The sequence below is a fragment of the Phaeobacter piscinae genome (assembly GCF_002407245.1).
Lineage (GTDB): Bacteria > Pseudomonadota > Alphaproteobacteria > Rhodobacterales > Rhodobacteraceae > Phaeobacter > Phaeobacter piscinae.
Genome location: NZ_CP010681.1, coordinates 2,273,769 through 2,296,920 on the forward strand (window position 1 = coordinate 2,273,769; position 23,152 = coordinate 2,296,920).

Consider the following 23,152-nt stretch of genomic DNA (forward strand, 5'->3'; position numbering starts at 1 on the left):
CAGAAACCGCGGCTTGAGCAAAACTCCTGCACTCTGGCGACTCCCATCCAGCGCCACTTACGCCGTTCCCGGCCTTCGTGTGGCGACGTTCGACGGGCCGGTCCCGGTACAGCGGCAACGGGGCTTTGCGCCGGAGCCCAAATTGCGGTAGCCTAAGGACAGATGCGCCCATGCGGACGGGCCATCGCGGCATCACGGCTGCTGATAATTTGACACAGGCGTTTCACCACGGTGTTTCGTCACGGGGACTTTGTTCATGGCTGACCTCTTGCGCCCGCGTGGGCCCTGGCTGGGACAGGCCTGTTTCAGGCGCGACAGTTGGTGGCAGGCCAACCTGCGCCTGGTCTCGCTTGTGCTGACTGGGCTGCTGCTCAGCGCCTGTGCGGAACCTCCGGCAGGTGGCAACAGCACCCAGGTCTCCCGCAATGCCCCCGCCGCCCCGCCCGGTGCGGCCCCCGGCAGTTGCTGGGCCACCCATACCACACCCGCCGTAATCGAGACTGTCACCGTTCAGGTGATGACCCGCCCAGCGAGGACCGCGCCGGACGGGCGGGTCATTGCACCGGCCCGCTTTCGCCGCGAGACCCGTCAGGAAATCGTGCGCCCCCGCCGCGAAAGCTGGTTTGAAACGCCCTGCCCGGTGGATATGACACCGCAACTTGTCGGGTCTTTGCAGCGTGCGCTGGCGGTACGCGGCCTCTACACCGGGGAGATCACCGGCCAGCTGGACAGTACCACCCGCGCCTCCGTCCGCAAATTTCAGAAACAAGACGGGTTCGACAATGATCAGCTGTCGCTGCTCAGCGCCCGCAAACTGGGGTTGGTTGCCGTTGAAACCTGAGACAGGCCTCCTTCGCCCTCCCTTGATCGCCGCAGGCCCGGCATGAGCCCGCTGCCGCCTGCCCCCGGCGCTCTGCCCCGCTCCGGCACCACCACCGGCAGCACCACAGGCTCCGGCAGCGCGCGCTCCGCTGCGCGGCGCAAATGGCTGCTGCCTGATCGCGGCTTTCTCTCCGGTGCCTCTGACCGCTTGCTGGAAATGCTCGACAGTCAGGCCAGCGAAGTGCTGCTGCAGGCCGGTGAAGAGCTGTTTGAGCAGGGCGATGAGGGCGACGCACTCTATGCCATTGTCAGTGGCGCGGTGGAGTTCTCCACCCTGTCCTCTGCAGGGCGCAAACTGTCGCTGGACATCATGCGCCCCGGCGCCGTCTTTGGCGAGATCGCATTGTTTGATCCCGGGCCGCGTACTGCGACCGCAACCGCGCTAGAGCCCAGCCGCCTGCGCCGGTTGCGCAGCGGCGATGTATTGGCAAAGCTGCAACACCACCCGTCCCTGGCCGGAGATCTGCTGCGGCTGGCGGGCCAGCGGATGCGCTGGATGAACACGCAATACAGCGAACAGGTCTTTCTACCGATGCCGGTGCGGCTGGCCCGCAAGCTGCTATATTTGACCACCGAGGGCAGAGACGGACGTTTGTCACTGTCGCAGAGCGAACTTGCGGAATTTGTCGGTGCCACGCGCGAAGCAGTGTCAAAAACCCTGTCGCAATGGAAGCGCAGTGACGTGATCGACATCAGCCGTGGTGGTCTGACCATCCGCGACCGGGCCGCGCTGAAACTATTGGCCGATCCCGACATCGGCTGACGCGCCCTGCGTCCCCCAGCCCCGATCCCGGATCAGACACCGACCGCCGCGCTGGACCACATCCCGATAATCTTACTCAATTGTGAACTGGGTTACAGACCACCGCGGTGGCTTAGGGGCATGCTCGTGTCAGGCCGTCGTTATCCGTTCCATCCCAACGGCAGCCTGTCCCATCAAGAGCCATGTGTCACGGCACATGGCTCGACGGGACCCAGGACATCCGCCGGGCGCACACCGGGGACCATCTGCGCCATCTGGGGCGGCGGAAACCTAAGAACAGCTCGTTGGATCGAACAGACGGTGCCGGGAGGTGCCTGGGGTCGTTGGACCTATATGCAGACATCTTCCGCCGGCGCGAGTCCGTGACGCGCCGGACCAAGGGCTGGGGGCAATTTCGCCACCCTGTTGTGATCCACGCAAAAGGGCCGAGCATCCCTGCCCGGCCCTTTTGTCTTGCGATCTCACTCGATATCCCCCCTGCGTCAGCGTTTCGAGACTGCGCAGCGAGGCACCGCATCAGCTGCGGGCCACTGTTTGCAGCAGCCCGCAGCGAAAGGTCACTCAGACAGGTTCAGCGCCACAAAACGTGGCTCCCCTGCGCGACGCACCAGCAACAGCAGCGATTTGCGACCCGCTTCTTTCGCTTCGTCGATACGCGCTTCCAGCTCGCTGATCGAGGTCAGTTTCTGCTGACCTGCCTCAGTGATCAGATCACCGGCGCGCATGCCCTTTTCCCAGGCCTCCGAGGTCTCATCCACCGAGGTGATCACCAGACCGTCCATGCCATCGGGCACGTTCAGCTCGCTGCGCTGATCCTCGCTCAAACGGCTGACGGTCAGACCTAGCAGTTGCTTTTCGGTCATGTCAGGCGCGGTGTCATCGCCACTGGCCGGGGTGCTCTGGCGTTGCGCGTCCTCGCGACGTCCCAGGGTCACTCGCAACGTCTCGGTCTTCCCTTCGCGGAAGACCCGCACACGCACGGCTTTGCCAACTTCGGTATTGCCGACCTGACGCACCAGCGCGCGGGTGTCTTTCACATCCACACCGTCAAAGGACAGGATCACATCACCCGCCAGCAGACCCGCTGCCTTGGCCGGACCCTCCGGCACATCGGTGACCAACGCGCCCTTGGCGCTATCCAGACCCATCGCCTCGGCGACGTCCTTGGTCACATCCTGAATGCGCACACCCAGCCAGCCACGGCGGGTTTCGCCGAATTCCTTCAGCTGGTTCACAACCTTGCTGACCACATTGGACGCCATGGAGAACCCGATCCCGATGGAGCCACCATTGGGCGACAGGATTGCGGTGTTCACACCAACAACTTCGCCGTCCATGTTGAACAGCGGCCCGCCGGAGTTACCCCGGTTGATCGCCGCATCGGTTTGAATGTAATCATCATAGGACCCCGACAGCTCGCGGTTACGGGCCGAGACGATGCCAGCCGAGAGCGAGAACCCCTGCCCCAGCGGATTGCCCATCGCCACCACCCAATCGCCAACACGCGCCAGATCGCTGTCACCGAATTTGACAAAAGTCAGCGGCATCGGCGCTTCGACCTTCAGAAGCGCGATATCGGTGTTGGGATCGGTGCCCACGACCTTGGCCGGCAGCGGCTGCGCCGGCTGGCCTTCGCCGGGGAAGAATTCGATCTCAATCTCATCGGCTTCTTCGATGACGTGGTTGTTGGTGACGATATAGCCGTCTTCCGAAATCACAAAACCGGAGCCAAGCGCCGAAGATCGGCGCGGGCGGTCACCCTGACCACCATTGCGATCCTGAAACTCGCGGAAGAAATCCTCAAAAGGCGAGCCTTCGGGGACAATACCCTGCGGGCCGGACCGCCCCTCGACGACGGTTGTCGTCGTGATATTCACTACCGCGCGGCTGACCTTATCGGCCAGCGGCGCCAGGCTCTCGGGCCGGGCCTGCGCGATGGCCACCTGCGCCAACACCATCAAGGTGCTGATCATGGCTAGCCAGAGCAGACGCCACTGCGCCGTCTGGCGCACGGGTGGGCGCGCAACGGCGCGAGCGCTGCTGATTGTATTTTTCATTGCCTGTGGCTGCACGAAACTACTCCTTAGTTGTCGCCAAATTCCATCTTCTGCGGCGGGGCCTGCTCGGGCACGCACCTCTGGGTCCGCAGCGGATCATGGGCTGTAATGTAGTCTTTTCAAAAACGGTCACAACGAATGTTGCACGTATTCAATTCGAAGTGAAACCCGGTGAGCTTCCGCAGGGGAACACACCCAGGAAAAGCCGGACGAAAAAGGGGCCGACCAAACGGCCAGCCCCCTTCTCTGTTCTCTCACACCCATGCGCAGAATCTCTGCACCGGTGATCATTGTTGGGCAGCTGCCGCGGGCTTGCCGTTGGAGGATTTCAGATAGTTGAAAAACTCATTGTCCGGCGACAGAACCATGGTGGAGTTTCCGGCTTGCAACGACGCGGCATAGGCGTTGAGCGAGCGGTAGAACTCAAAGAACTCAGGATCCGCACCATAGGCCTGCGCAAAGATACCGTTACGTTCAGCATCAGCTTCACCACGAATGATTTCCGCCTCGCGCTGTGCCTCGGAGACCAGCTCAACCACGGTCCGGTCGGCCTGCGCCCGGATTCGTTGTGCGGCCTCGTTACCACGGGCCCGCTCATCGGTGGCTTCGCGCACACGCTCGGCCCGCATCCGTTCAAAGGTCGCATCGAGGTTCTCGGAGGGCAGGTCGGTCCGCTTCAGGCGAACGTCGATGATGGTAATCCCCAGCGCGCGAGCATCTGCGATGGCGCCGTTACGGATCCGCAGCATCAGCGCTGCCCGGTCCGACGACAGAATGTCGTTGGAGCTGACGGAGCCGAGGATTTCGCGGGTTTGCGCACGCAAGATCGAATCCAGACGGCTCTCAGCAGCAGCGATGCCGCCGCCACCAACGGCTTGGCGGAACCGGTTCACATCGGTGATCCGGTAGCGGGCAAAGGCGTCGACCACCAGACGGCGATCATCCGACGGGGTGATTTCCAGCGGATCGATGTCGCGGCTCAGGATACGGTCGTCGTAACGCACAACCTCCTGAATGAGCGGAATTTTAAACGCCAAACCCGGCTCTTCCTTGACGGAAACCACGCGGCCAAACTGCAGAACCAGCGCCTTTTCACGCTCATCCACGATAAACACAGACGACAGCGCGGTGATGGCGATAATCACCAGTGCGGGCAGCAAAAGAGTTGATTTACGCATCAGTTGCTACCTCCACGGCGCAGTTCATTCAGAGGCAGATAGGGAACGACGCCCTGACCTTCGCCGGATTGTTCATCCAGGATGATCTTGTCGACGCGGCCCAGTACCTCTTCCATCGTCTCCAGATAGAGACGCTTACGGGTCACGTCCGGGGCCTTTTCATATTCGGTCAGAACCGCAGAGAAACGGCTGGCTTCACCCTGCGCTTCGTTCACGACGCGGGCGCGGTAGCCTTCAGCTTTTTCCAGCAGCTCAGCCGCTTGACCGCGGGCCTCGGCCAGCGCGTTGTTGGCATAGGCGTCGGCTTCGTTCTGACGACGGTCACGTTCCTGCTCCGCGGCCTGAACATCGCGGAAAGCCGCAATAACCGAGGCCGGCGGATCCGCCTTGTCAAAGTTCACGCGGATAATGTTGATGCCGCTGTCGTAGTCATCCAGCGTGAACTGGATCAAATCCTGCAGACGCGAGGCAATCGCGCCACGGTCCCGGTTCAGGATCGGTGCCAGCTCGGACTGGGCGATAATCTCGCGCATCGCGGATTCAGACACCGCGCGGATTGTGGTTCGCGCATCGCGCAGGTTGAACAGGAATTTCGCCGGATCATTGATGTTCCAGACCACCTGGAAATCAATATCAACGATGTTCTCATCGCCGGTCAGCATCAGCCCGGCCTCAGAGCCACGACCGCCGCCCACACCGATATCCTCAGTCTGTTCGCGGGTCACTGGCAGAATTTCTTTGGTCACCAGCGGCCAGGGCGCAAAGTTCAGGCCCGGCTGCCCGGTGGAGGAATACTCCCCAAGAAACAGCTCAACCGACTGCTCTTCCGGCTTCACGGTGTAGAAACTTGCAAAGGCCCAGAAGCCGACAGCCGCCAGCGCGGCCAGCGCCACGGTACCCTTGGTCAGCTGCGGGCCACCGCCGCCGCCACCAGCGCCACCGCGACCACCGCCGCCTGTGCCACCACCGCGACCGCCCATCAGGACACGCAGCTGTTCCTGGCCTTTTTTCACCAGCTCGTCAATCTCGGGGATCTGACCATCATCAGGACGTCGTCCGCCCCCACGATTGTCATCGCCGCCTTGGTTGTTGCCTCTGTTGCCTGAGCCGCCAGAAGAGCCGCCGCCCCCCCAGGGGCCACCGTTATTGCCCGCCATATGTGTCCAATCCCTATCTCGCCGCCCATCGCGGCTTGTTGTTCCTACCTGTGGTTTCTGCCTGAAAAATCAAGCCGTCCGCACCGGTGTCTTCATCGTGACCAGCTCTTCCGACATCGTCGGATGCACTGCCACGGTGCGATCAAAGTCTTCTTTTGTTGCACCCATTTTTACGGCGATGCCTGCCAGCTGGATCATTTCACCCGCACCCGGAGCGACAATATGACATCCCAGCACCTTGCGCGTCGCCTTGGAGACGATGAGCTTCATCAGCACCCGCTGTGCCCGCCCGGCAAAGGCCTGCTGCATCGGCTTGAAGGAAGTCGCATAGACCTCGATCTCTTCCTGCTCCGCCGCCGCTTCCTCGCTGAGGCCAACAGTGCCCATTTCCGGCTGAGTAAAGATCGCGGTCGGGATCAGGTCGTGATCAGGGCTGGTGGGGTTGCCCGCAAACACCGTCTCAACAAAGGCCATGCCCTCGCGAATGGCCACCGGTGTCAGGTTCACGCGGTTGGTCACATCCCCGACGGCATAGACCGACGGCACGCCCGTCTGGCTGTACTCATCCACCACGATGGCCCCGGCGCGGTCGCGCTCAATGCCCAGCGCCTCCAGACCGAGATTGTCAGCATTGGGGCTGCGACCAGTGGCAAACATCACCTGATCGAACAGCGTCTCATCGCCATTGGTGGCCTTCACCCAGATCTTGTCGCCTTCTTTGCGCATCTCCAGCACATTGGTGCCCAGATGCAGATCTACACCGGACTGGCACATCTCCTCTGAGATCAGCCCGCGCGCCTCATCGTCGAACCCCCGCAGGATCTGCGCACCGCGATAATACTGCGTTGTCTTGACCCCCAACCCATTCATGATGCCTGCAAATTCGCAGGCGATATAGCCACCGCCGACAATCAGCATGGTCTCGGGCAGTTTTTCCAGATGGAAGATCTCGTTTGAGGTGATGGCCAGTTCCGAGCCGGGAAACTCCGGCGTCATCGGCCAGCCGCCGGTGGCAATCAGGATATGTTTCGCCGTCTTGCGGGTGCCGTCCGCCAGCTCAACCGTGTGGGCATCCGCCAGTTTGGCACGCTGATCAAAGGTCTCAACCGAATTGTTCTTCAGAATGCCGCGATAGATGCCTTCCAACCGGTCCAGCTCCGCGTGCAGCTTGGTCTTGAAGCGGTCCCAGTCAAAGCTGCCGGGCGACAGATCCCAGCCATAGGCCTGCGCATCCTCAACCATACCTGCGTATTCGCTGGCAAACACCATCAGCTTTTTCGGCACACATCCCCGGATCACGCAGGTGCCGCCGTAGCGGTCCTCCTCTGCCAGCGCCACCTTGACGCCACGCTGTGCTGCCACCCGCGCGGCACGCACCCCACCGGAGCCGCCGCCGATAACAAAGAGATCGTAATCAAAGCTCATGCTAGTCGCCTTTCTGATGTCTTGCGCGAGGTATCACATAGCGCAGAAGGAATTGCCAGTCTCGCAGGTGGGGGTGCGCTGCGCGGTTTATAATGCCAAGCGCGATATAGTCTCGAAACCGTGAAAACCACGTGAAGAGCACCGGGGCGATCGCAACAACCGGTCTAGCCTAAAGCCGCCTTGGCATCCGGCGAGGGCAAATCCGGCCAATACGACGCGAACGCGGCCTGAAACCGTCGCGTTTCTTTTGCATCGCCGTTTTCCAGCGGGCATCGCAGTCTGGTCAATGCACCGTCTTCCAGACGCACTAGGATCCACGCGTACCGGTAGGGTGCGGAGGGGAACAAGCGCAGAGCTACAGGCTTTTCCTGAACAGCAACAACTCTGGACCAGGGGATCGTGGAGGAGGATGAACGCAAGACCCTGCGTGTAGCAATTCCTTTTGAGGAAACCTCCGCCCAGCTGAGAGTCAGGCCGCCCGATATAAAGCACCAAAACAATAAGATATTTAAGTGGGTCAAAGGTCCTATGTAAGGGACCTCGTACCCGCTCTGGCCCAATCCCCACCAGTCGGATTTTTGCGCCACCTCAACCAAGAGCAGTGCGAGTGAGAACAGCAAGAGCAGTTTCACCGGCACGCGCAGCTTTACCGACAGCGAAACCGGCTCATGCGTCTGCGAAGGCTCATCGGTAGATACAGCAGGCCTGATTTGAGAGAACTTTGTCATCATATGGACCCAAATACAGCAGTATCTCAAGACAGGTCCAGTCGACGAGCCTCATTCGTCTCGCCTCAGTCACTCAGATCGGTAAACAGGTTCTCGGTCTCCACAAAATCAAGCCGGTCGGTCTCCACTGTGCCCTCATTGATGTCACGCACCTCAACCTTGCCATCGCCATAGCCCACCACAACGGTGTCGCAGATGTCGATGAACAGACCATTCTCAACCACGCCCGGAATCTGGTTCAGCACCAGCGCCATCTGCCGCACATTGCCAATGCGATTGAGATGCAGATCCAGAATATGGTTGCCCTCATCCGTCACCAGCGCCGCATCCCCGTTCATCCGCAGCGTCGTCTTGCGGCCCATGACCTCCATCGCGACCAAAGTCTCCTCCAGCAGCGCCTGCGTGGTCTGCCAGCCAAAGGGGATCACCTCCACCGGCAGGGGAAACGCCCCAAGGCTCTCGACCTCCTTGGCCTTGTCGGCAATCACCACCATCCGGTCAGAGGCGGTGGCGACAATCTTCTCCTGCAGCAGCGCGCCGCCGCCGCCCTTGATCAGGTTCAGATCGCGGTCGAATTCATCAGCGCCGTCAATTGTCAGATCCAGCCACTTCGCCTCATCCAGTGTCAGGATCTCGATCCCGACATCGCGGGCCAACTCCGCCGTGCGGGTGGAGGTCGGCACGCCTTTGATCCGCAGACCGTCGTTCTGCACCATCTCACCCAGACAGCGCACCAGCCAGGCGGCTGTGGAGCCTGTGCCCAGCCCTACCCGCATGCCATCCTCAACCATCTCCGCCGCACGTTTGGCGGCAACAAATTTGGCCTTGTCGATGGGGGATAATTCTCCGGTCATGACCGCGACTCCATGAGACTGCATTGACGTGTTCTCAATGTGTTATACGCATTGTTCCCAACAGACGCGAGGGGGCGCTGCGCGCGTTTCCCATAGCACCAGTGCTGCGAAACCGCAGCGCGGCCACGTGGGTCTGACCAGCATCGGTGACCGGATGCCTGCCGAGACCCGGCGTCAGATCGCCACGTCTCGCCACTGCAAGTGCCTCACTCGGCAAGGATCTCTGCCAGCGTGGCATAGTCTTCGCGGTAATCAAAAGATCCAAACTGGCCCCCCAGTCGCACCGCCAGATAGAAGAGAACACTCAGCAATACTGCCGTCGGCACCGTCACCAGTGCCCATGGCCAGCGCTGCGTCACCGCGTCATGCAGCATTGCAACAAAGAACTTCCAGTCGCAGCGCGCCCGGTCCCAGCGGTCGCCGCCGACAGCATAGCCAAAATCATGGTGCCGCCAGCTGGCATCGCAAAAAAACCAGCTGGCTGTCTCGGTAATCAACTCTCGCATCCGCTCCGGCAGCCAGTAGGGCCCAACCCCATTTCCAAACAGCAGCTTCTGGCAGTCGTTGAGATCGTCAAATGAAGGGCGGGACATCCAGTCACTCCGTCTGGCTCGGCAGCGGCGCTGCCTCTCACAACGGGAGCATAAGCATTTCATTCTGTACACCAAGCCTCGACTTGCGACCCTGCCGGAAGGTTTGCGCAAACTGCGTGTTTCCTATTGGAAACGTCGGAAACGGGCGTTACCAACGCCTGCAGACAGCTTAGAATGGTTCCATGATGAACAGCTACCGCCTCCATTACGCTCCCGATAACGCCTCGCTGGTCATCCGGCTGGTGCTGGAGGAGCTTGGCCAGCCTTATGAATGCGTACTGGTTGATCGCAGGGCCAAGGCGCAGACCAGCGCGGAATACCGGGCGCTGAACCCGAACGGGCTGATCCCGGTGCTGGAAACCCCGGACGGGCCAATGTTTGAGACCGCCGCCATTGTGTTGTGGCTGTCCGAACGGCACAGCGCAATGGCCCCGCCCCCTGGCAGCCCAGACCGCGCAGCCTTCCTGAAGTGGCTGTTCTTTGTGTCCAATACGCTGCACGCCGATCTGCGGATGCTGTTTTATCCGAAGAAATACATCGGCCCGGACGCCGATCAGCAATCCCAGCTGCAACAGGTGCTGCGTCAGCGTCTGCATCAGCATCTCACCAACCTTGATCAGGCCGCCGCCGCTCGCCCCTCATGGTTTGGTGCATTGCAACCTTCAGTGTTGGACTATTATCTGGCCTGCCAGATACGCTGGATGGCGCTCTATCCGGCGCAGGCCGACCGATCCTGGTTCACTCTGGCACATTACCCTAGCCTGCAGCGTCTCTGCGCCGGGTTGGAAAGCCGCACTGCCGTGACCGTGGCCTGCGAGGCCGAAGGCCTCGGCCCGGCCCCCTTTACCCAGCCATCCTACGCAAATCCCTCAGAAGGATCAGCCACCTAATGTTCCTCTCCGTTTTCGACATGTTCAAAGTGGGCATTGGCCCCTCGTCCTCGCACACCATGGGGCCGATGGTGGCCGCTGCAAAGTTCCTGGACCTGATGCGCGCCTCGCCGTTTGAATTCCACGGTCTGCGCGCCTCTCTGCACGGCTCGCTCGCCTTTACCGGCGTTGGCCATGCCACCGACCGCGCCACCATCCTCGGCCTCGGCGGGTTTGTCGCCCATGACTACGATGATGAGAAGGCGACCGCCTTCCTCGCTGAACTGGACAAGACCCACACCATGCACCCCGAAGGTCTCGGCGCGCTGCATTTCGACCCTAAGGCGGATATGATCTTCGACTATGATCACGCCCTGCCCGGCCATGCCAACGGCATGATCCTGATGGCCACCGATGCGCAGGGCGACGTGATCCTGCGGCAGGTCTATTACTCCATCGGTGGCGGCTTTGTCCTCACCGAGGAAGAATTGGCCGCTGGCAAGGCGACAGACGAAGGCAAGCCAGTGCCCTACCCGTTCAAAACTGCGGCTGAAATGCTGGAGATGGCCAAGGCCAGCGGCAAATCCATTGCCAGCATGAAACGCGCCAATGAGATCGCGCGCGGCTGCGAGGTCAGCCTCGCCAAAGGCACCGCCCGCATCTGGCAAGTGATGAATGACTGCATCAACCGGGGTCTGGAACGCGACGGCATCCTGCCCGGCGGCCTGAATGTGCGCCGCCGCGCCAAAGGGATCCACGATGCCTTGCAGGCCGAACGTGGCATGAACATCAACGCGCCCCATACCATCAATGACTGGATGAGCGTCTATGCAATGGCGGTGAACGAGGAAAACGCCGCTGGCGGTCAGGTGGTCACGGCCCCGACCAATGGCGCCGCAGGCACCCTGCCGGCTGTGATCCGCTACTATCTCGATCATGTGCCGGGCGCGTCTGAGAGCCATGTCGAGGATTTCCTGCTGACCGCCGCCGCCATCGCGGGTCTGGTGAAATACAACGCGTCTATTTCGGGTGCCGAAGCCGGCTGCCAGGCCGAGGTCGGTTCTGCCGCTGCGATGTCCGCCGCAGGCCTCTGCGCGGTGATGGGTGGCACGCCCGAACAGGTGGAAAACGCAGCCGAGATCGCGCTGGAGCATCACCTGGGTATGACCTGCGACCCCGTGAAGGGCCTTGTGCAGGTGCCCTGTATCGAACGCAATGGATTGGCAGCGATCAAGGCGGTTTCTGCAGCCTCGCTTGCCCTGCGCGGTGACGGCCAGCACTTCGTGCCGCTGGATGCCTGTATCGAGACCATGCGCCAGACCGGCGAAGACATGCATGACAAGTACAAGGAAACCTCGCTCGGCGGCCTCGCGGTGAACGTGCCGAACTGCTGAAGTCCCAAAAGCTCGTTCTGGCGGGCTGTGCAGCATACACCTCACGCATCCCGCCAGATCCAAATCGCAACCCCTGCTTGCATCCCCATGCGCCCGCGCCTAGCGTGGCCGCATGACCCATGATCGCCCCTCTCTCGGCATCCTTTTGATGCTTGGTTTCTGCATCACCGCCCCGATAGGGGATGCGGTGGCCAAACTGCTGGGGGCGCATATCCCTCTTGGCCAACTGTTGTTTGTCCGCTTTGCTGCTCAGGTTCTGCTGCTCGCCCCGTTGATCTGGGCGACGGGCAGAATCTGGCGGATGCAAGGCCGCGTGTTGCGCCTCACCTTTGTGCGCACGTTGCTGCATATCGCAGGCATCGGCGCCATGTTCACCGGACTAAAACACCTGCCCCTTGCGGATGCGGTGGCGATTGCCTTTGTGATGCCGTTCATCATGCTGCTCCTTGGTAAATATGTGCTGGGCGAAGAGGTGGGCATGATCCGTCTTCTGGCCTGCATTGTCGGCTTTGCGGGCACGCTTCTGGTGATCCAACCCAGCTTTGTGGCTGTCGGCTGGCACGCGCTCTGGCCACTGATGGTGGCGGTGATCTTTGCGCTTTTCATGCTGGTCACCCGCCAGATCGCCAAGGACACCGATCCCGTGGGCCTGCAGGCGGTCTCCGGCACCATGGCCTGTGTGCTGCTGGCCCCCGTGCTGCTGCTGGGCCAGATCGCGGATGTTCCCGTACTTGCGCTGATCACACCAAACGCTGAGCAATGGGGCCTTCTGGCCGCAATCGGTCTGCTGGGCACCGCCGCGCATCTGCTGATGACATGGAGCCTGCGCTACGCGCCCGCTGCCACCCTGGCCTCAATGCAATATCTGGAAATTCCGGTTGCCGCTTTGATTGGCCTGTGGATCTTTGATGAGCTGCCGAACGGCCTCGCCGCGATCGGCATTCTGATCACCATCGCCGCCGGCCTCTTCGTGATCCTGCGCGAACGCCAGATCCAGCTACAAAAGGCGGCCGCCGACAAGGCTGCGCTGCTGCTCAAGGATCCGCCCCTCGCGCCCGAACAGCCTGCGGTCTGACCGGCGCTGCCTGTCAGACTTTCACCCCTGCGCCCGTAACGCGGCGACGACATCCGCCAGACGCGCCCGCGGCAGGATCACCAACATTCCCGGCCCATCCGCCCTGAGCCGCACCGGCCCCGTCGCCCGGTTGGAAGTCCCGATCCGCGCCATCGGATCCAGCTGCAAGCCCTCAATGGGCCAGGCCAGCCCCTCCGACCAGCCGGTGACCTGCTGCATCGGAAACAGTGACACCACCTCCCCCGCCGTCAGCGGCAGCGCAATCTCACCGCGCAGATGAAACACCACCTCCTGCGGGCCAAGCAGCACGCAAGGACTGGGATGTGGCTGCACCAGCGTATTGAACCCGGCCAGCTGATGGTCAATCCGCCCGCCCAAAAATCCAACACCCAGCACCACCGGCGCGCCGATCATCCGCAGCGCCTTGTCGAAATCCGTAGAGGTCTGTTCGGTCACATGATGCAGCGACCCCGGCGACAGATCCGCCTGCACTTCCGCCGCCAGCGAATCCAGATCGCCAATCACCGCAACCGGGCGATGCCCCGCTGCCAGCGCATGCGCCGCCCCGCCATCCGCCGCAACCAGCACCGGAGCCAGCGCCAGCGCCACCTCCAGATCATCCGGTCCCAGCACCCCGGCGCCAACCAGCGTCACCGGCTCAACCCGCTCAACAATCAGCTCTTTCATACCGGGATTACTCGCAGAAAAGGAAACAGACCACAATCTGAACACAAAATGATACGATCAATTGCACGGATTCGGGCGCAATTTGACCCCCTGCGCCAGCAACGTAAGCGGCAATGACTTTGGCGAGGACACCTATCCGATGGTACAGAACAACAAGGTTTTGACAGTCTCCTACGGGACTTTTTCCTGCACATTGGAAGGGTTCGACGATTCATTTGGCACCATGAAGGCGATTGCGGAGTATTTTCGCGATCTCGCTTCCGATGACCGTTATTTCGGGGCAGAACCGCCACAGCCGGACGCCGAGATGCTCGCCCGGATTGCCCAGCGTGAGGTTGCCCGCCAGGTCGAGGCCCGCACCAGCGCCGAAGGCATCCACCTGCGCGCCGCCACCCTGACCAGCCCCGCCGCCGAAACACCGACACAGCCCGCAGGTGATGCTCCGCAGCACCGCGCTCCCAGCGCTCTCGCCTCCCCGACTGCGGCTCCGGTCACCGCCGCAGACCCGGTTGAGCCGACCGCCAGACGCGTTGAAGCCGCGCCGCAGATCCAGCCCGCCGCCGAGGCCCCAGTTCAGGTGGCAGAGGTACCGCTGCAGCCAGTGCAACAGACTGCGCCCGCCGCACCCGTCGCCGCTTCGGCTGATACGGCTGTGGCCGAGACTGTGGAACCCGAGGCGGTCCAGGCCGATCCCGCTCAGGCCGAGACTGACAGCTCCGCCGAAAGCATCGCCGCCAAGCTGCGCCGCATTCGCGCGGTTGTCGCCAAGACCCCAACGGAGGAATTCACCGAAGATCAGCACGCCGAACAGGCGCGCGAAGACGCGGTGAAAGACATCACCAATGCGCTCTCCGCCGATCACGATGCGGTGGATGCAGAGAGCGCGGATGAGACACCCACAGAAACCGCCGATGCCGACAGCGACGCCGATATCGCCGAGGCGCTGAACCGCCTCGACCTTGGAACAGACACTGACGCCTCTGACACACCGGCCATCCCCAACGTGCCCGAAGGCGCTGAGGCGTTCTTCGCCGACAGCAGCACAGCCGAGGCTGAGGATGACACCTCAGACGAAGAGACCAGCGATGATCTGAACGGTCTGGATGATATCGCCGCCGAACAGGACAGCGATACGCCCGCTGCCCCCCCCCAGCCCGAAGAGACCGAAGAGACCGAAGAGACCGAGGTCACAGCTGACGCGACCGCACCCGCAATACCCGAAACGCCGCGCAAGCGGGGCCGCGTGCTGCGCGTCAAGCGTCGCGAGATCGAAGGCGCCATGGCCAGCGGCACGCTGGAAGCGGTCGATGATGAGGCCAGCGCCCCAGCGGCTGACAGCACCGCCGCACTGGCCCCCCAGACCAGCACACCCGCGTCAGAACCTGCCACCGACAGCAGCCTGTCCCCCGATGACGAGGCCGAACTGCTGGCCGAACTCGCCGCCGTAGAGGCAGAATTGCTCGGTGATGACGATATCGATGATATCTCAGATACGCAGGCGGCCTATGACGACGAAGATGACAGCGCTGAGCCGCAGGCCGACGACACGGCAACGCGCCAGCACCCTGCGCAGCTGACAGAGGCCCCCCAACCCATCAGCACCCCGCAGGAGGCCGCCGCATCCGTGGCGCCGCAACCGGGCCCCAAACGCGGCGCCACCAGCACCGCCGACGGCGATATTGCCCGCCTGATGGCCGCCGCCGACGAACGTCTGGAAGATCCCGAAAACAGCACCTCGCGCGAAACCTACAGCCAGCTGCGCGCCGTTATGGCCGCGGCCTCCACCGAACGCAGCGCCGGTGGCGCCTTGGAAAACAAAGATGACGCGCAGGTCTACCGCGATGATCTGGCCAGCGTGGTGCGCCCGCGCCGCCCCGATGCCCGCCCGACCTCCAGCGGTGAGGGCCGCAGCGGCACCGACCAGCGCCCCGCCAAACCCGCCAGCCGCCCGGCACCACTGAAACTGGTACAGGAACAGCGCATCGACGACAGCAGCGCCGCCCCAGCCGCACCGGTGCGCCCGCGCCGGGTCTCCGCTGCGATCCTGGCTGACGACTCCCCGGCAACCAGCGCCACCGAAGGCGGCTTTGCCGCCTACGCCGAAGAAACCGGCGCAGTCGAACTCGGCGAGCTGCTCGAAGCCGCTGCCGCCTATATGAGCTTTGTGGAAGGGCGCGATCACTTCTCCCGCCCGCAGCTGATGAACAAGGTACGCGGCGTCGACGGGACCGAATTCAACCGTGAAGACGGGCTGCGCAGCTTTGGCCAGCTCCTGCGCGAAGGCAAGATTGAACGCGCCGACAACGGTCGCTTCACCGCCTCCGGCCAGATCGGCTTTCAACCCGGCAACCGCGCTGTCGGCTGATCCCTGCCCCCCGTGCAACACATCAAAAAGGCGGCCCGCAAAGGCCGCCTTCTTTCTGTCTAGGGCAAGGTCTTCAGGGCAAACCGCCCGTCATCTTTCCGAAAATACTCCGGGGTGAATTGACCGCTAGGTCAAGAGGGGCAGCGCCCCTTCCCCGCCAATACTACAAGCTTAGCCCTGATCCTGGTCCGGGTCATTGGGATCCGCCTTGCCGACGCCGCGAAAGACAAATTTGAACGGCAAGATCCACAACACGCCGAGGACCACATAGACAAGCAGCTCCACCAGCAGCGAGGGCCGGTCGAGCCAGCTGATCACATTGACCGCCAGCACGATATAGAGCGGCATGCCGATCAGCAGGATCACCAGCGCCCAGCGCCGCCGCGCCTTGTAGCTTAGACCACTTTCGTCAGACATCAGTCAGCAAAGGGATCGGTCACCAGAATGGTGTCGTCCCGCTCCGGGCTGGTGGACAAAAGCGCAACCGGGCAGTCGATCAGCTCTTCCACGCGCTTCACGTATTTGATGGCATTGGCCGGCAGATCGTTCCAGCTGCGCGCCCCTTCAGTGCTCTCGCTCCAGCCCGGCATCTCTTCATAGATGGGGGTGCAACGCGCCTGCTGGTCAGCTGCGGTCGGCAGATAGTCAAGACGGCTGCCGTCCAGCTCGTAGCCGACACAGATCTTCAGGGTTTCAAACCCGTCCAGGACATCCAGCTTGGTCAGCGAAATTCCGGTGATACCGGAGGTGGCACAAGTCTGACGCACAAGACAGGCATCAAACCAGCCACAGCGCCGCTGACGGCCGGTGGTGGTGCCAAACTCGTGACCACGGGTGCCCAGACGCTCGCCATCTGCATCCGGGGTGCCATCCGCATTCAGCAACTCGGTCGGGAACGGGCCTTCACCCACACGGGTGGTATAGGCCTTCACAATGCCCAGCACATAATCAATGGAGCCCGGACCAATGCCCACACCTGTGGCCGCCTGACCGGCGATCACATTGGAGGAGGTCACAAACGGGTAGGTCCCAAAATCAATATCCAAAAGCGCGCCCTGCGCCCCTTCAAACAGGATCCGTTTGCCTGCCTTGCGCTTCTCGTTCAGCACTTTCCACACCGGCGCGGCAAAGGGCAGGATCTCTTTGGAGATCTCTTTCAGCTGAGCAATCAGCCCGTCACGGTCAACCGCCTCGATGCCCAGGCCTTTGCGCAGCGGATCATGGTGCTGCAGCGCACGATCAACGCGGGCAATCAGGGTCGCCTCATCCGCCAGATCCGCCACCCGGATCGCCCGGCGGCCCACCTTGTCCTCATAGGCCGGGCCAATGCCGCGCCCGGTGGTGCCGATTTTGGTGCCCTTGGAGGCTGCCTCTTCGCGCGCCCGATCCAACTCGCCATGCAGCGGCAGGATCAGCGGCGTGTTTTCTGCAATCATCAGCGTCTGAGGGGAGATATCCACGCCCTGCGCGCGCACGGTCTCGATCTCTTTCATCAGGTGCCAGGGGTCCAGCACCACGCCATTGCCAATGACCGAGAGCTTGCCGCCGCGCACCACACCCGAGGGCAGCGCGTGCAGCTTGTAGACTTTGCTGTCGATCACCAGCGTATGACCGGCGTTATGACCGCCCTGGAAACGCGCAATGACATCAGCGCGCTCGCTGAGCCAATCGACAATCTTGCCTTTACCTTCGTCACCCCACTGGGCGCCGACTACCACGACATTGGCCATCTCAGGTCCTCTGTATGCTGGTTGAAACCGACGCTCCGTATAACGAGGCAGCGCAGACAGGGGAACCGGTTTTTCGCCGCACCCCGCCTGCGCACCGCTTTTCCGCAGGATATCGTGCGAAAGTGGCCCGAAGCAGGCCTGAGCCCCGTTGCGTCGGGCAACCGGACAACGCTCCGCGCACCCAGGCCCGCTCTCCAGCCCCCGCCCCGCTCAGGCCTCTGAGGCCCGGCGATTCCCCCTCCGGCTTCAGGGACCTCCGGAGAACGGTGCACTCACGGCAGGCCGCCGCCCTAGCAGTGACGCCTACAATCTGGCCTTTCCCTAGCTCGATGTCTTGGTAGACTGAACGATGAGCTCACTGGCCTTTTCTCCTATCATTATCGCAGGAGCATTGGTGTTTCCGCTCACAATTTCAGGCATGATAGAACAATCAGCAACCCGTAACCCGGTTATGCCGTGTACCCGCAGCTGAGCATCAACAACAGCTTGAGCGGACCGGCCCATCATGCAGGTTCCCGTAGGGTGGTAGATCGATGCGGTGTTGTTGCGCACCCAGTCCAGTGTTGCGTCATAGTCCTCCATGTCTAAACTGGCGTGCGGGCGAAATTCTTCCGATATCTTGGACGTCAAGGGAGCATGTCGAGCAATTTTGCGGGCAATATTCACCCCATCGACCAGGGTCTGACAATCTGTTTGCGTCGAGAGGTAATTGGGGAAGATCTTTGGATAGGCGCTGGGATCACTGGATCTCAACCGGATCTCACCACGAGATTCGGGGCGAAGCTGGCAAACCGACATAGTGAAAGCCGAGAATTTGTCAGCGCCTTTGCCAGGGTTTTCCGCAGACAGTGGTTGGACATGAAATTGGATGTCAGGGGTTTGCAAATGAGGGCGCGTTTTTAGGAACCCGGTGGCAAGGCTGGCGGCCATAGTCATCGGACCCGCCCGGAACATCAGATACTTCGCACCGATCTTCGCCTGCCCCAGCAGAGAACTGACTTCGTCATTCAGGGTTGGCTCGTTACACTTGTAGACCAGTCGGGCCTGCAAGTGATCCTGCATATTCTTGCCGACGCCAGGCAGATCAGCGATCACGTCTATACCATGTTCAGACAAGTGCTCGGCCTCGCCAATGCCGGAAAGCATCAGGATTTGCGGCGAATTGATGGCCCCACCAGATAGGATCACTTCACAATTTGCGTTGATGACATGCGTGTCGCCAGACCGATCTTTATAGACCACACCGGTTGCACGCTTCCCTTGTATTACCACACGCTGCACATGGGCATGGGTGATGATCTGTAGATTTGGCCGTGACTTGACCGGGTTCAAAAAAGCCACGGCTGACGAACAGCGTCGTCCATTGCGCGCCGTGAGTTGGAAGAACCCAACCCCTTCCTGATCGGCACCGTTGTAATCAGGGTTAAATTTGTAGCCTGCGGCCTGGGCCGCAGCGACCCAAGCATCGGTAATAGGGCGTTGGATGCGCATGTTTGATACAGAAAGCTCGCCCCGATCGCCATGAAAAGCGTCGCCGCCTCGTTCATTGTTTTCGCTTCGTTTAAACAGGGGAAGAACATCATCCCAGCCCCAGCCTTCGTTGCCCATCTGGCGCCAGCGATCATAATCCTGCGATTGCCCGCGCACATAGAGCAACCCATTGAGCGAGGAAGAACCGCCGAGGACCTTTCCGCGGGGCCATTCGATTGATCGGCCATTCAGACCCGGATCAGGTTCCGTTTTGTAACACCAGTCGACCTTCGGGTTGTGGATGGTTTTGAAATAGCCAACAGGGATGTGGATCCAAGGGTTGATATCTTTTCCGCCCGCTTCGAGTAGAACCACCTTTTTGCGAGGGTTCGCACTTAGCCGGTTGGCAATGACACAGCCCGCAGAACCGGCTCCCACGATGATATAGTCAGCGTCCAAAACTCGTCCCTCCCGTTGCTCACGAAAAAAAGTCTATGCAGATTGCATGAATTGAGCTAGCGTTTTTGAGATAAAACGTCTCAATAATTTCATCTAGGGAGGGAAACTATGGGACTCAAGGAGAATCTACATCGCATCTCGCGGCGGGACTTGTTCCGCGTCGCAGGCCGCTACGGCATGAGCTCTACTCTTTTGGCAGCGGGGGGCTTTGGAGGTGCCATCAGTCTGGCCAACCTCGCATCAGCAGCTGAATCTACCTACGACAAGCGTTATGCAAAGCCCGCAAAACATACGCTCAAGTTTGGCGCCTCTGGATTTAACGCCCAAAATCTACTAATTGAGCGCGCTGGCGCCTTGGAATTCGCTCGTGATTTGGAGAGCCGTACGGACGGGGAGATCCGTATTGAGTTCATCGGCAACAACCAAATCTGCGGCCAGACTTCATGTGTTGAAAAGACACAGCAGGGCATTGTCGATATTTATGCAGCCTCGACCCAGAACTCGGCCGGAGGCGCGCCCTACCTCAATGTTCTTGACTACGCCTACATGTTCCCCGGTCGGGCTTCACAGTATCATTTCCTGTACAGCCCGGACTCACAACGCATTCTGCGGGATCCATTGGAAAGACGGCACGGGCTGAAATTCCTGTTCAGCCATTGCGAGCTGCGCGGCATTCAGCTGGGTCTGGGTTGGGAAGACAAACCCACCGTGACCAAGCTGGAGCAGCTTTTTGGCACCAAAAACCGAGTGACCGGAACCCAGCTGGGCCGAATTGCCATGCAGGCGCTGAACCTCAATCCCGTTCCAGTCGCCTGGGAAGAAACGCTGGACGGGCTGAAGCAGGGCCTGATTGATGGTGCGGAAACTTGGGCCTCTGCTGTGGCCTATGCCAATATGTCACCAGTGGTCAGCCAGTCGGTAGACCTGAAATTCTTCTGCGGCACCGAGCACACCTCTATGAGCGCCTCTGTCTTTGACAGTCTCGAGGGGTATCTTCAGGACGCGGTGATGGAGAGCGCCTATTGGGCTCAGACCCATGTGCAGGCCGCAAATGAGGCGGCGCTGGTTAAAACGGTCGGTCATTCCGACCCGCAAATGCCGGGGACGATTTTTGCTGAAAACAACGTGCGCAACGCGTTCCTCGCTGATGACCAGATCAGGATGGCCGAGGAGATGTGCTCGCCAGAGTTTCAGCCTCAGCTCTGGGAACAGTGGCGAGACCGCCTGAACAAATGGGCAGGTGGCATTGATACCTATCAGGAAATCTATGACATCGCGCGCCAGGTACCCAAGGATATGAAACCTGAAAATGTCGAACCTCGCCGGTGGTGGAAAGCCTAAAACCCGATACCATAGATAAGGATCGGCGTGCAGTTGCGCGCCGATTTCACTTGTCCGAGCACCGGGCGCAACGCGGTGGACATCAGGGAGGAAGAAATGGGACTCTGGTCTGAGATCAGCGACATATTTAGGGCGTTCATGTCGCAAGATAGTTGGGAAATCCGCAATGCGCTCCAAACACAAGGCGCTTGGGTCTTCGGAACAGTTGCCACCGCAGTGAGTGGTCTGACTATGCTATGGATTTACAAGCTGGTGCCCTGGCTGGACCGCCATCTGGAGCGCACCGTGATGGTCTATAGCTATCTGGCGATTGCCTTTATCATTTTTTGGGGCGTTATCGACCGCTTCATATTCTCCAATCAGCAGCCCTGGTCAACAACCATCCCGCCGCTGCTGTTTATGATCATGGCCTGGTTTGGAGCTGCCTTTAATGTGCGACTGCGGACCCACCTCAGCTTTGCCGAGTTTCGAACCATGATGCCCCGCAGCGGGCAGTTGGCCTGTCTGATGTTGGATGCCGTGTTGTGGTTTGTGTTTGCGGTGATCGTACTGGTCACAACCACCCGAATGACAGCCCTATCGGCGTCAAATTTTCAGATCGTTCTGGGCACCGACAATGTCATGCAGTGGTGGTTCCTGATCACAGCGCCGATGTCCTTTGTGTTGATGGTGGCGCGGGTGTTTGAAAACTTGATCGAGGATTTTGCAAACTGGCGCTCTGGCGCGCCGCTTATCAAACAGGCTGTAATCGGAGGGGACATCTGATGACGGACGGCTCCTGGGTCACGCTGATCTCGCTGGGTGTTACCTTCCTTTTCATGCTGGGGGTACCGGTGCTGCTGGTCATTGCATATTGGGTGATCGGCTGCTCGTTTGTGCTGGGGCTGACGCTCGACAATATGGGCGCTGAGCTGCTGAACGTCTTCAACAAAGGTTTTGCCCTTTTGGCGATGCCGTTGTTTATCCTCACTGGGGATCTGATCAACCAGTCAGGGATTGCCCGGCGACTATCGGATTTCGCATATGCCTGTCTGGGCTGGCTGCGGGGCGGACTTGCCATGGCAGCCCTTGGGGCTTGCGGCTTGTTTGCGGCCATTTCCGGCTCCAATTCCGCGACGACGGCAACCATCGGGTCGATGCTGCATCCCGAGATGGTCAAGGGTGGCTATGACGAACGCTTTTCAGCAGCCACGGCAGCTGCGGGCGGTACGGTGGGGATTATCATCCCACCCTCGATTATCTTTATTGTTTATGGCTTTCTGTTAAACTTACCGATCTCGGAACTGTTTGTCGCCGGCATCCTGCCAGGAGCACTCATGGTGATCGGGATGCAATTGGCCTGCTGGACCATCTGTCGGATCAACGGCTGGGGACATTTGATCCCACTGCAACTCACCCGCGTTCTAAAAACCGCTTTTGGAGCCTGGCTCGGTTTTTTCGCAATTGGGCTGGTTCTCTGGGGTATTTATACAGGCAAATTCTCTCCGACTGAAGCGGCAGGTGTTACTGTTGGGTTTTGCGTGATTGCAGGGCTGGTCAGCTATCCGTTGAACCTGATCATGGGATCACGCAAGGATAGGCCAATATCAGAAAAATCCTACGCTGAGATGCTGGTGGTCGAAGGTTTTACCATCCGGCAAATCCCAGCAGTGGTGGTGCGATCAGCTCAGATCACCGGCATTCTGGCGCCGCTTATTGCTATCTCTGTGGTGATGCAACAAATCCTGTCGCTATTAGGTGCGCAGCAAACCATCGGCGATTTTGTTACTTCGATGGGGGGCTACCACGCGGTGCTCTTCACATCGATGGTGATCGTGTTCTTCTCTGGCATGGTGTTGGAAAGCCTGCCTGTGACCATTATCCTCGCGCCAATCCTCGCACCCATCGCGGCCTCAGCTGGGATAGATCCAATCCATTTCTCGGTGATCTTCCTGGTGGGGGCCTCGATTGGCTTTATCACGCCGCCTTACGGGCTTAACCTCTATGTCGCATCTGGAGTGACGGGCGTTCCCTACTTCCGACTGCTGCGCTATACCATGCCTTACCTTGCAGCATTGATTGGTGTCTGGGTACTGGTTGCGCTGGTTCCCGATCTGGCGCTGATCCTGCTGCCCAACAGATAGAT

Annotated in this window: 20 protein-coding genes; 9 read left to right on the forward strand and 11 right to left on the reverse strand. The window is 60.6% G+C overall.

Annotated features, from left to right (window positions below):
- The first annotated feature begins 256 nt into the window (after positions 1–256).
- Together phaeop14_RS10680 and phaeop14_RS10685 are read left to right on the forward strand one after the other, a co-directional pair.
- The gene (locus phaeop14_RS10680) at positions 257–841 is read left to right on the forward strand and encodes a peptidoglycan-binding domain-containing protein (protein ID WP_096789516.1); all 585 of its coding nucleotides are present in this window, start codon (positions 257–259) and stop codon (positions 839–841) included.
- Between the two features lie 42 nt (positions 842–883).
- A complete protein-coding gene (locus phaeop14_RS10685) occupies positions 884–1,645 on the forward strand; it encodes a Crp/Fnr family transcriptional regulator (RefSeq protein ID WP_241770615.1) in 762 nt (253 codons plus the stop codon).
- Positions 1,646–2,202: 557 nt separating this feature from the next.
- On the opposite strand, the gene phaeop14_RS10690 is transcribed toward phaeop14_RS10685, so the two are convergent.
- From phaeop14_RS10690 to phaeop14_RS10720, 7 genes are all read right to left on the reverse strand, one after another.
- Positions 2,203–3,702, reverse strand: a complete 1,500-nt coding sequence (locus phaeop14_RS10690) for a Do family serine endopeptidase (protein ID WP_193438250.1) — start codon at positions 3,700–3,702, stop codon at positions 2,203–2,205.
- Between the two features lie 287 nt (positions 3,703–3,989).
- The gene (gene hflC, locus phaeop14_RS10695) at positions 3,990–4,880 is read right to left on the reverse strand and encodes a protease modulator HflC (protein WP_040174071.1); all 891 of its coding nucleotides are present in this window, start codon (positions 4,878–4,880) and stop codon (positions 3,990–3,992) included.
- On the reverse strand, positions 4,880–6,037 hold the full coding sequence (gene hflK / locus phaeop14_RS10700; protein WP_040174069.1) for an FtsH protease activity modulator HflK: 1,158 nt from the start codon (positions 6,035–6,037) through the stop codon (positions 4,880–4,882). The genes hflC and hflK overlap by 1 nt, the downstream gene beginning before the upstream one ends.
- Before the next feature lie 69 nt (positions 6,038–6,106).
- Positions 6,107–7,462: a glutathione-disulfide reductase gene (gene gor / locus phaeop14_RS10705; RefSeq protein ID WP_096789518.1), complete on the reverse strand. Its 1,356-nt coding sequence runs from the start codon at positions 7,460–7,462 to the stop codon at positions 6,107–6,109.
- A 164-nt stretch (positions 7,463–7,626) separates the two neighbouring features.
- Positions 7,627–8,190 carry a hypothetical protein gene (locus phaeop14_RS10710; RefSeq protein ID WP_145957402.1) on the reverse strand — a complete coding sequence of 188 codons (564 nt, stop codon included), beginning with the start codon at positions 8,188–8,190 and terminating at the stop codon, positions 7,627–7,629.
- 65 nt (positions 8,191–8,255) lie between these two features.
- Entirely contained in the window at positions 8,256–9,044 is a 789-nt protein-coding gene (rpiA, locus tag phaeop14_RS10715; protein ID WP_024096485.1) for a ribose-5-phosphate isomerase RpiA, read from the reverse strand.
- A gap of 206 nt (positions 9,045–9,250) precedes the next feature.
- Positions 9,251–9,637 (reverse strand): hypothetical protein, encoded by a 387-nt coding sequence (locus phaeop14_RS10720; RefSeq protein ID WP_040174062.1) that lies wholly within the window; start codon positions 9,635–9,637, stop codon positions 9,251–9,253.
- 182 nt (positions 9,638–9,819) lie between these two features.
- On the opposite strand from phaeop14_RS10720, the gene phaeop14_RS10725 reads away from it, so the two are divergent.
- From phaeop14_RS10725 to phaeop14_RS10735, 3 genes are all read left to right on the forward strand, one after another.
- Positions 9,820–10,527, forward strand: coding sequence for a glutathione S-transferase family protein (locus phaeop14_RS10725; RefSeq protein WP_096789520.1), 708 nt, complete (start codon positions 9,820–9,822; stop codon positions 10,525–10,527).
- Positions 10,527–11,900 carry an L-serine ammonia-lyase gene (locus phaeop14_RS10730; RefSeq protein ID WP_096789521.1) on the forward strand — a complete coding sequence of 458 codons (1,374 nt, stop codon included), beginning with the start codon at positions 10,527–10,529 and terminating at the stop codon, positions 11,898–11,900. Before phaeop14_RS10725 ends, phaeop14_RS10730 begins: the two co-directional genes overlap by 1 nt.
- A gap of 112 nt (positions 11,901–12,012) precedes the next feature.
- Entirely contained in the window at positions 12,013–12,975 is a 963-nt protein-coding gene (locus phaeop14_RS10735) for a DMT family transporter (RefSeq protein WP_096789522.1), read from the forward strand.
- A gap of 21 nt (positions 12,976–12,996) precedes the next feature.
- On the opposite strand, the gene phaeop14_RS10740 is transcribed toward phaeop14_RS10735, so the two are convergent.
- Positions 12,997–13,662: a thiamine diphosphokinase gene (locus phaeop14_RS10740; protein ID WP_096789523.1), complete on the reverse strand. Its 666-nt coding sequence runs from the start codon at positions 13,660–13,662 to the stop codon at positions 12,997–12,999.
- A 139-nt stretch (positions 13,663–13,801) separates the two neighbouring features.
- Here phaeop14_RS10740 and phaeop14_RS10745 point away from each other — a divergent pair, with 139 nt between their 5' ends.
- Positions 13,802–16,027, forward strand: a complete 2,226-nt coding sequence (locus phaeop14_RS10745; RefSeq protein ID WP_096790287.1) for a chemotaxis protein CheA — start codon at positions 13,802–13,804, stop codon at positions 16,025–16,027.
- Positions 16,028–16,198: 171 nt separating this feature from the next.
- Here the strand turns inward: phaeop14_RS10745 and phaeop14_RS10750 are convergent, their stop codons facing one another.
- The 3 genes from phaeop14_RS10750 to phaeop14_RS10760 form a co-directional block, all read right to left on the reverse strand.
- Complete coding sequence (locus phaeop14_RS10750) at positions 16,199–16,444, reverse strand: DUF2842 domain-containing protein (protein ID WP_096789524.1); 246 nt, start codon at positions 16,442–16,444, stop codon at positions 16,199–16,201.
- Positions 16,444–17,757: an adenylosuccinate synthase gene (locus tag phaeop14_RS10755; RefSeq protein WP_040174054.1), complete on the reverse strand. Its 1,314-nt coding sequence runs from the start codon at positions 17,755–17,757 to the stop codon at positions 16,444–16,446. The genes phaeop14_RS10750 and phaeop14_RS10755 overlap by 1 nt, the downstream gene beginning before the upstream one ends.
- A 321-nt stretch (positions 17,758–18,078) precedes the next feature.
- A complete protein-coding gene (locus phaeop14_RS10760) occupies positions 18,079–19,686 on the reverse strand; it encodes a GMC family oxidoreductase (RefSeq protein WP_096789525.1) in 1,608 nt (535 codons plus the stop codon).
- A gap of 108 nt (positions 19,687–19,794) precedes the next feature.
- Between phaeop14_RS10760 and phaeop14_RS10765 the strand changes: the two genes are divergently transcribed.
- The 3 genes from phaeop14_RS10765 to phaeop14_RS10775 all read left to right on the forward strand — a co-directional run bounded on the left by phaeop14_RS10765 (position 19,795) and on the right by phaeop14_RS10775 (position 23,150).
- Positions 19,795–21,027 (forward strand): TRAP transporter substrate-binding protein, encoded by a 1,233-nt coding sequence (locus tag phaeop14_RS10765; RefSeq protein WP_096789526.1) that lies wholly within the window; start codon positions 19,795–19,797, stop codon positions 21,025–21,027.
- A 96-nt stretch (positions 21,028–21,123) separates the two neighbouring features.
- Positions 21,124–21,792, forward strand: a complete 669-nt coding sequence (locus phaeop14_RS10770; RefSeq protein ID WP_096790288.1) for a TRAP transporter small permease — start codon at positions 21,124–21,126, stop codon at positions 21,790–21,792.
- Positions 21,792–23,150: a TRAP transporter large permease gene (locus tag phaeop14_RS10775; protein WP_040174049.1), complete on the forward strand. Its 1,359-nt coding sequence runs from the start codon at positions 21,792–21,794 to the stop codon at positions 23,148–23,150. The genes phaeop14_RS10770 and phaeop14_RS10775 overlap by 1 nt, the downstream gene beginning before the upstream one ends.
- The last annotated feature ends 2 nt before the right edge of the window (positions 23,151–23,152 follow it).

Excerpts from the sequence above, each read along its gene's own strand:
- phaeop14_RS10680 (WP_096789516.1), top strand. The coding sequence starts at position 257 with ATGGCTGACCTCTTGCGCCCGCGTGGGCCCTGGCTGGGACAGGCCTGT.
- phaeop14_RS10685 (WP_241770615.1), top strand. The coding sequence starts at position 884 with ATGAGCCCGCTGCCGCCTGCCCCCGGCGCTCTGCCCCGCTCCGGCACC.
- phaeop14_RS10690 (WP_193438250.1), bottom strand. The coding sequence starts at position 3,702 with ATGAAAAATACAATCAGCAGCGCTCGCGCCGTTGCGCGCCCACCCGTG.
- hflC (WP_040174071.1), bottom strand. The coding sequence starts at position 4,880 with ATGCGTAAATCAACTCTTTTGCTGCCCGCACTGGTGATTATCGCCATC.
- hflK (WP_040174069.1), bottom strand. The coding sequence starts at position 6,037 with ATGGCGGGCAATAACGGTGGCCCCTGGGGGGGCGGCGGCTCTTCTGGC.
- gor (WP_096789518.1), bottom strand. The coding sequence starts at position 7,462 with ATGAGCTTTGATTACGATCTCTTTGTTATCGGCGGCGGCTCCGGTGGG.
- phaeop14_RS10710 (WP_145957402.1), bottom strand. The coding sequence starts at position 8,190 with ATGACAAAGTTCTCTCAAATCAGGCCTGCTGTATCTACCGATGAGCCT.
- rpiA (WP_024096485.1), bottom strand. The coding sequence starts at position 9,044 with ATGACCGGAGAATTATCCCCCATCGACAAGGCCAAATTTGTTGCCGCC.
- phaeop14_RS10720 (WP_040174062.1), bottom strand. The coding sequence starts at position 9,637 with ATGTCCCGCCCTTCATTTGACGATCTCAACGACTGCCAGAAGCTGCTG.
- phaeop14_RS10725 (WP_096789520.1), top strand. The coding sequence starts at position 9,820 with ATGATGAACAGCTACCGCCTCCATTACGCTCCCGATAACGCCTCGCTG.
- phaeop14_RS10730 (WP_096789521.1), top strand. The coding sequence starts at position 10,527 with ATGTTCCTCTCCGTTTTCGACATGTTCAAAGTGGGCATTGGCCCCTCG.
- phaeop14_RS10735 (WP_096789522.1), top strand. The coding sequence starts at position 12,013 with ATGACCCATGATCGCCCCTCTCTCGGCATCCTTTTGATGCTTGGTTTC.
- phaeop14_RS10740 (WP_096789523.1), bottom strand. The coding sequence starts at position 13,662 with ATGAAAGAGCTGATTGTTGAGCGGGTTGAGCCGGTGACGCTGGTTGGC.
- phaeop14_RS10745 (WP_096790287.1), top strand. The coding sequence starts at position 13,802 with ATGGTACAGAACAACAAGGTTTTGACAGTCTCCTACGGGACTTTTTCC.
- phaeop14_RS10750 (WP_096789524.1), bottom strand. The coding sequence starts at position 16,444 with ATGTCTGACGAAAGTGGTCTAAGCTACAAGGCGCGGCGGCGCTGGGCG.
- phaeop14_RS10755 (WP_040174054.1), bottom strand. The coding sequence starts at position 17,757 with ATGGCCAATGTCGTGGTAGTCGGCGCCCAGTGGGGTGACGAAGGTAAA.
- phaeop14_RS10765 (WP_096789526.1), top strand. The coding sequence starts at position 19,795 with ATGGGACTCAAGGAGAATCTACATCGCATCTCGCGGCGGGACTTGTTC.
- phaeop14_RS10770 (WP_096790288.1), top strand. The coding sequence starts at position 21,124 with ATGGGACTCTGGTCTGAGATCAGCGACATATTTAGGGCGTTCATGTCG.
- phaeop14_RS10775 (WP_040174049.1), top strand. The coding sequence starts at position 21,792 with ATGACGGACGGCTCCTGGGTCACGCTGATCTCGCTGGGTGTTACCTTC.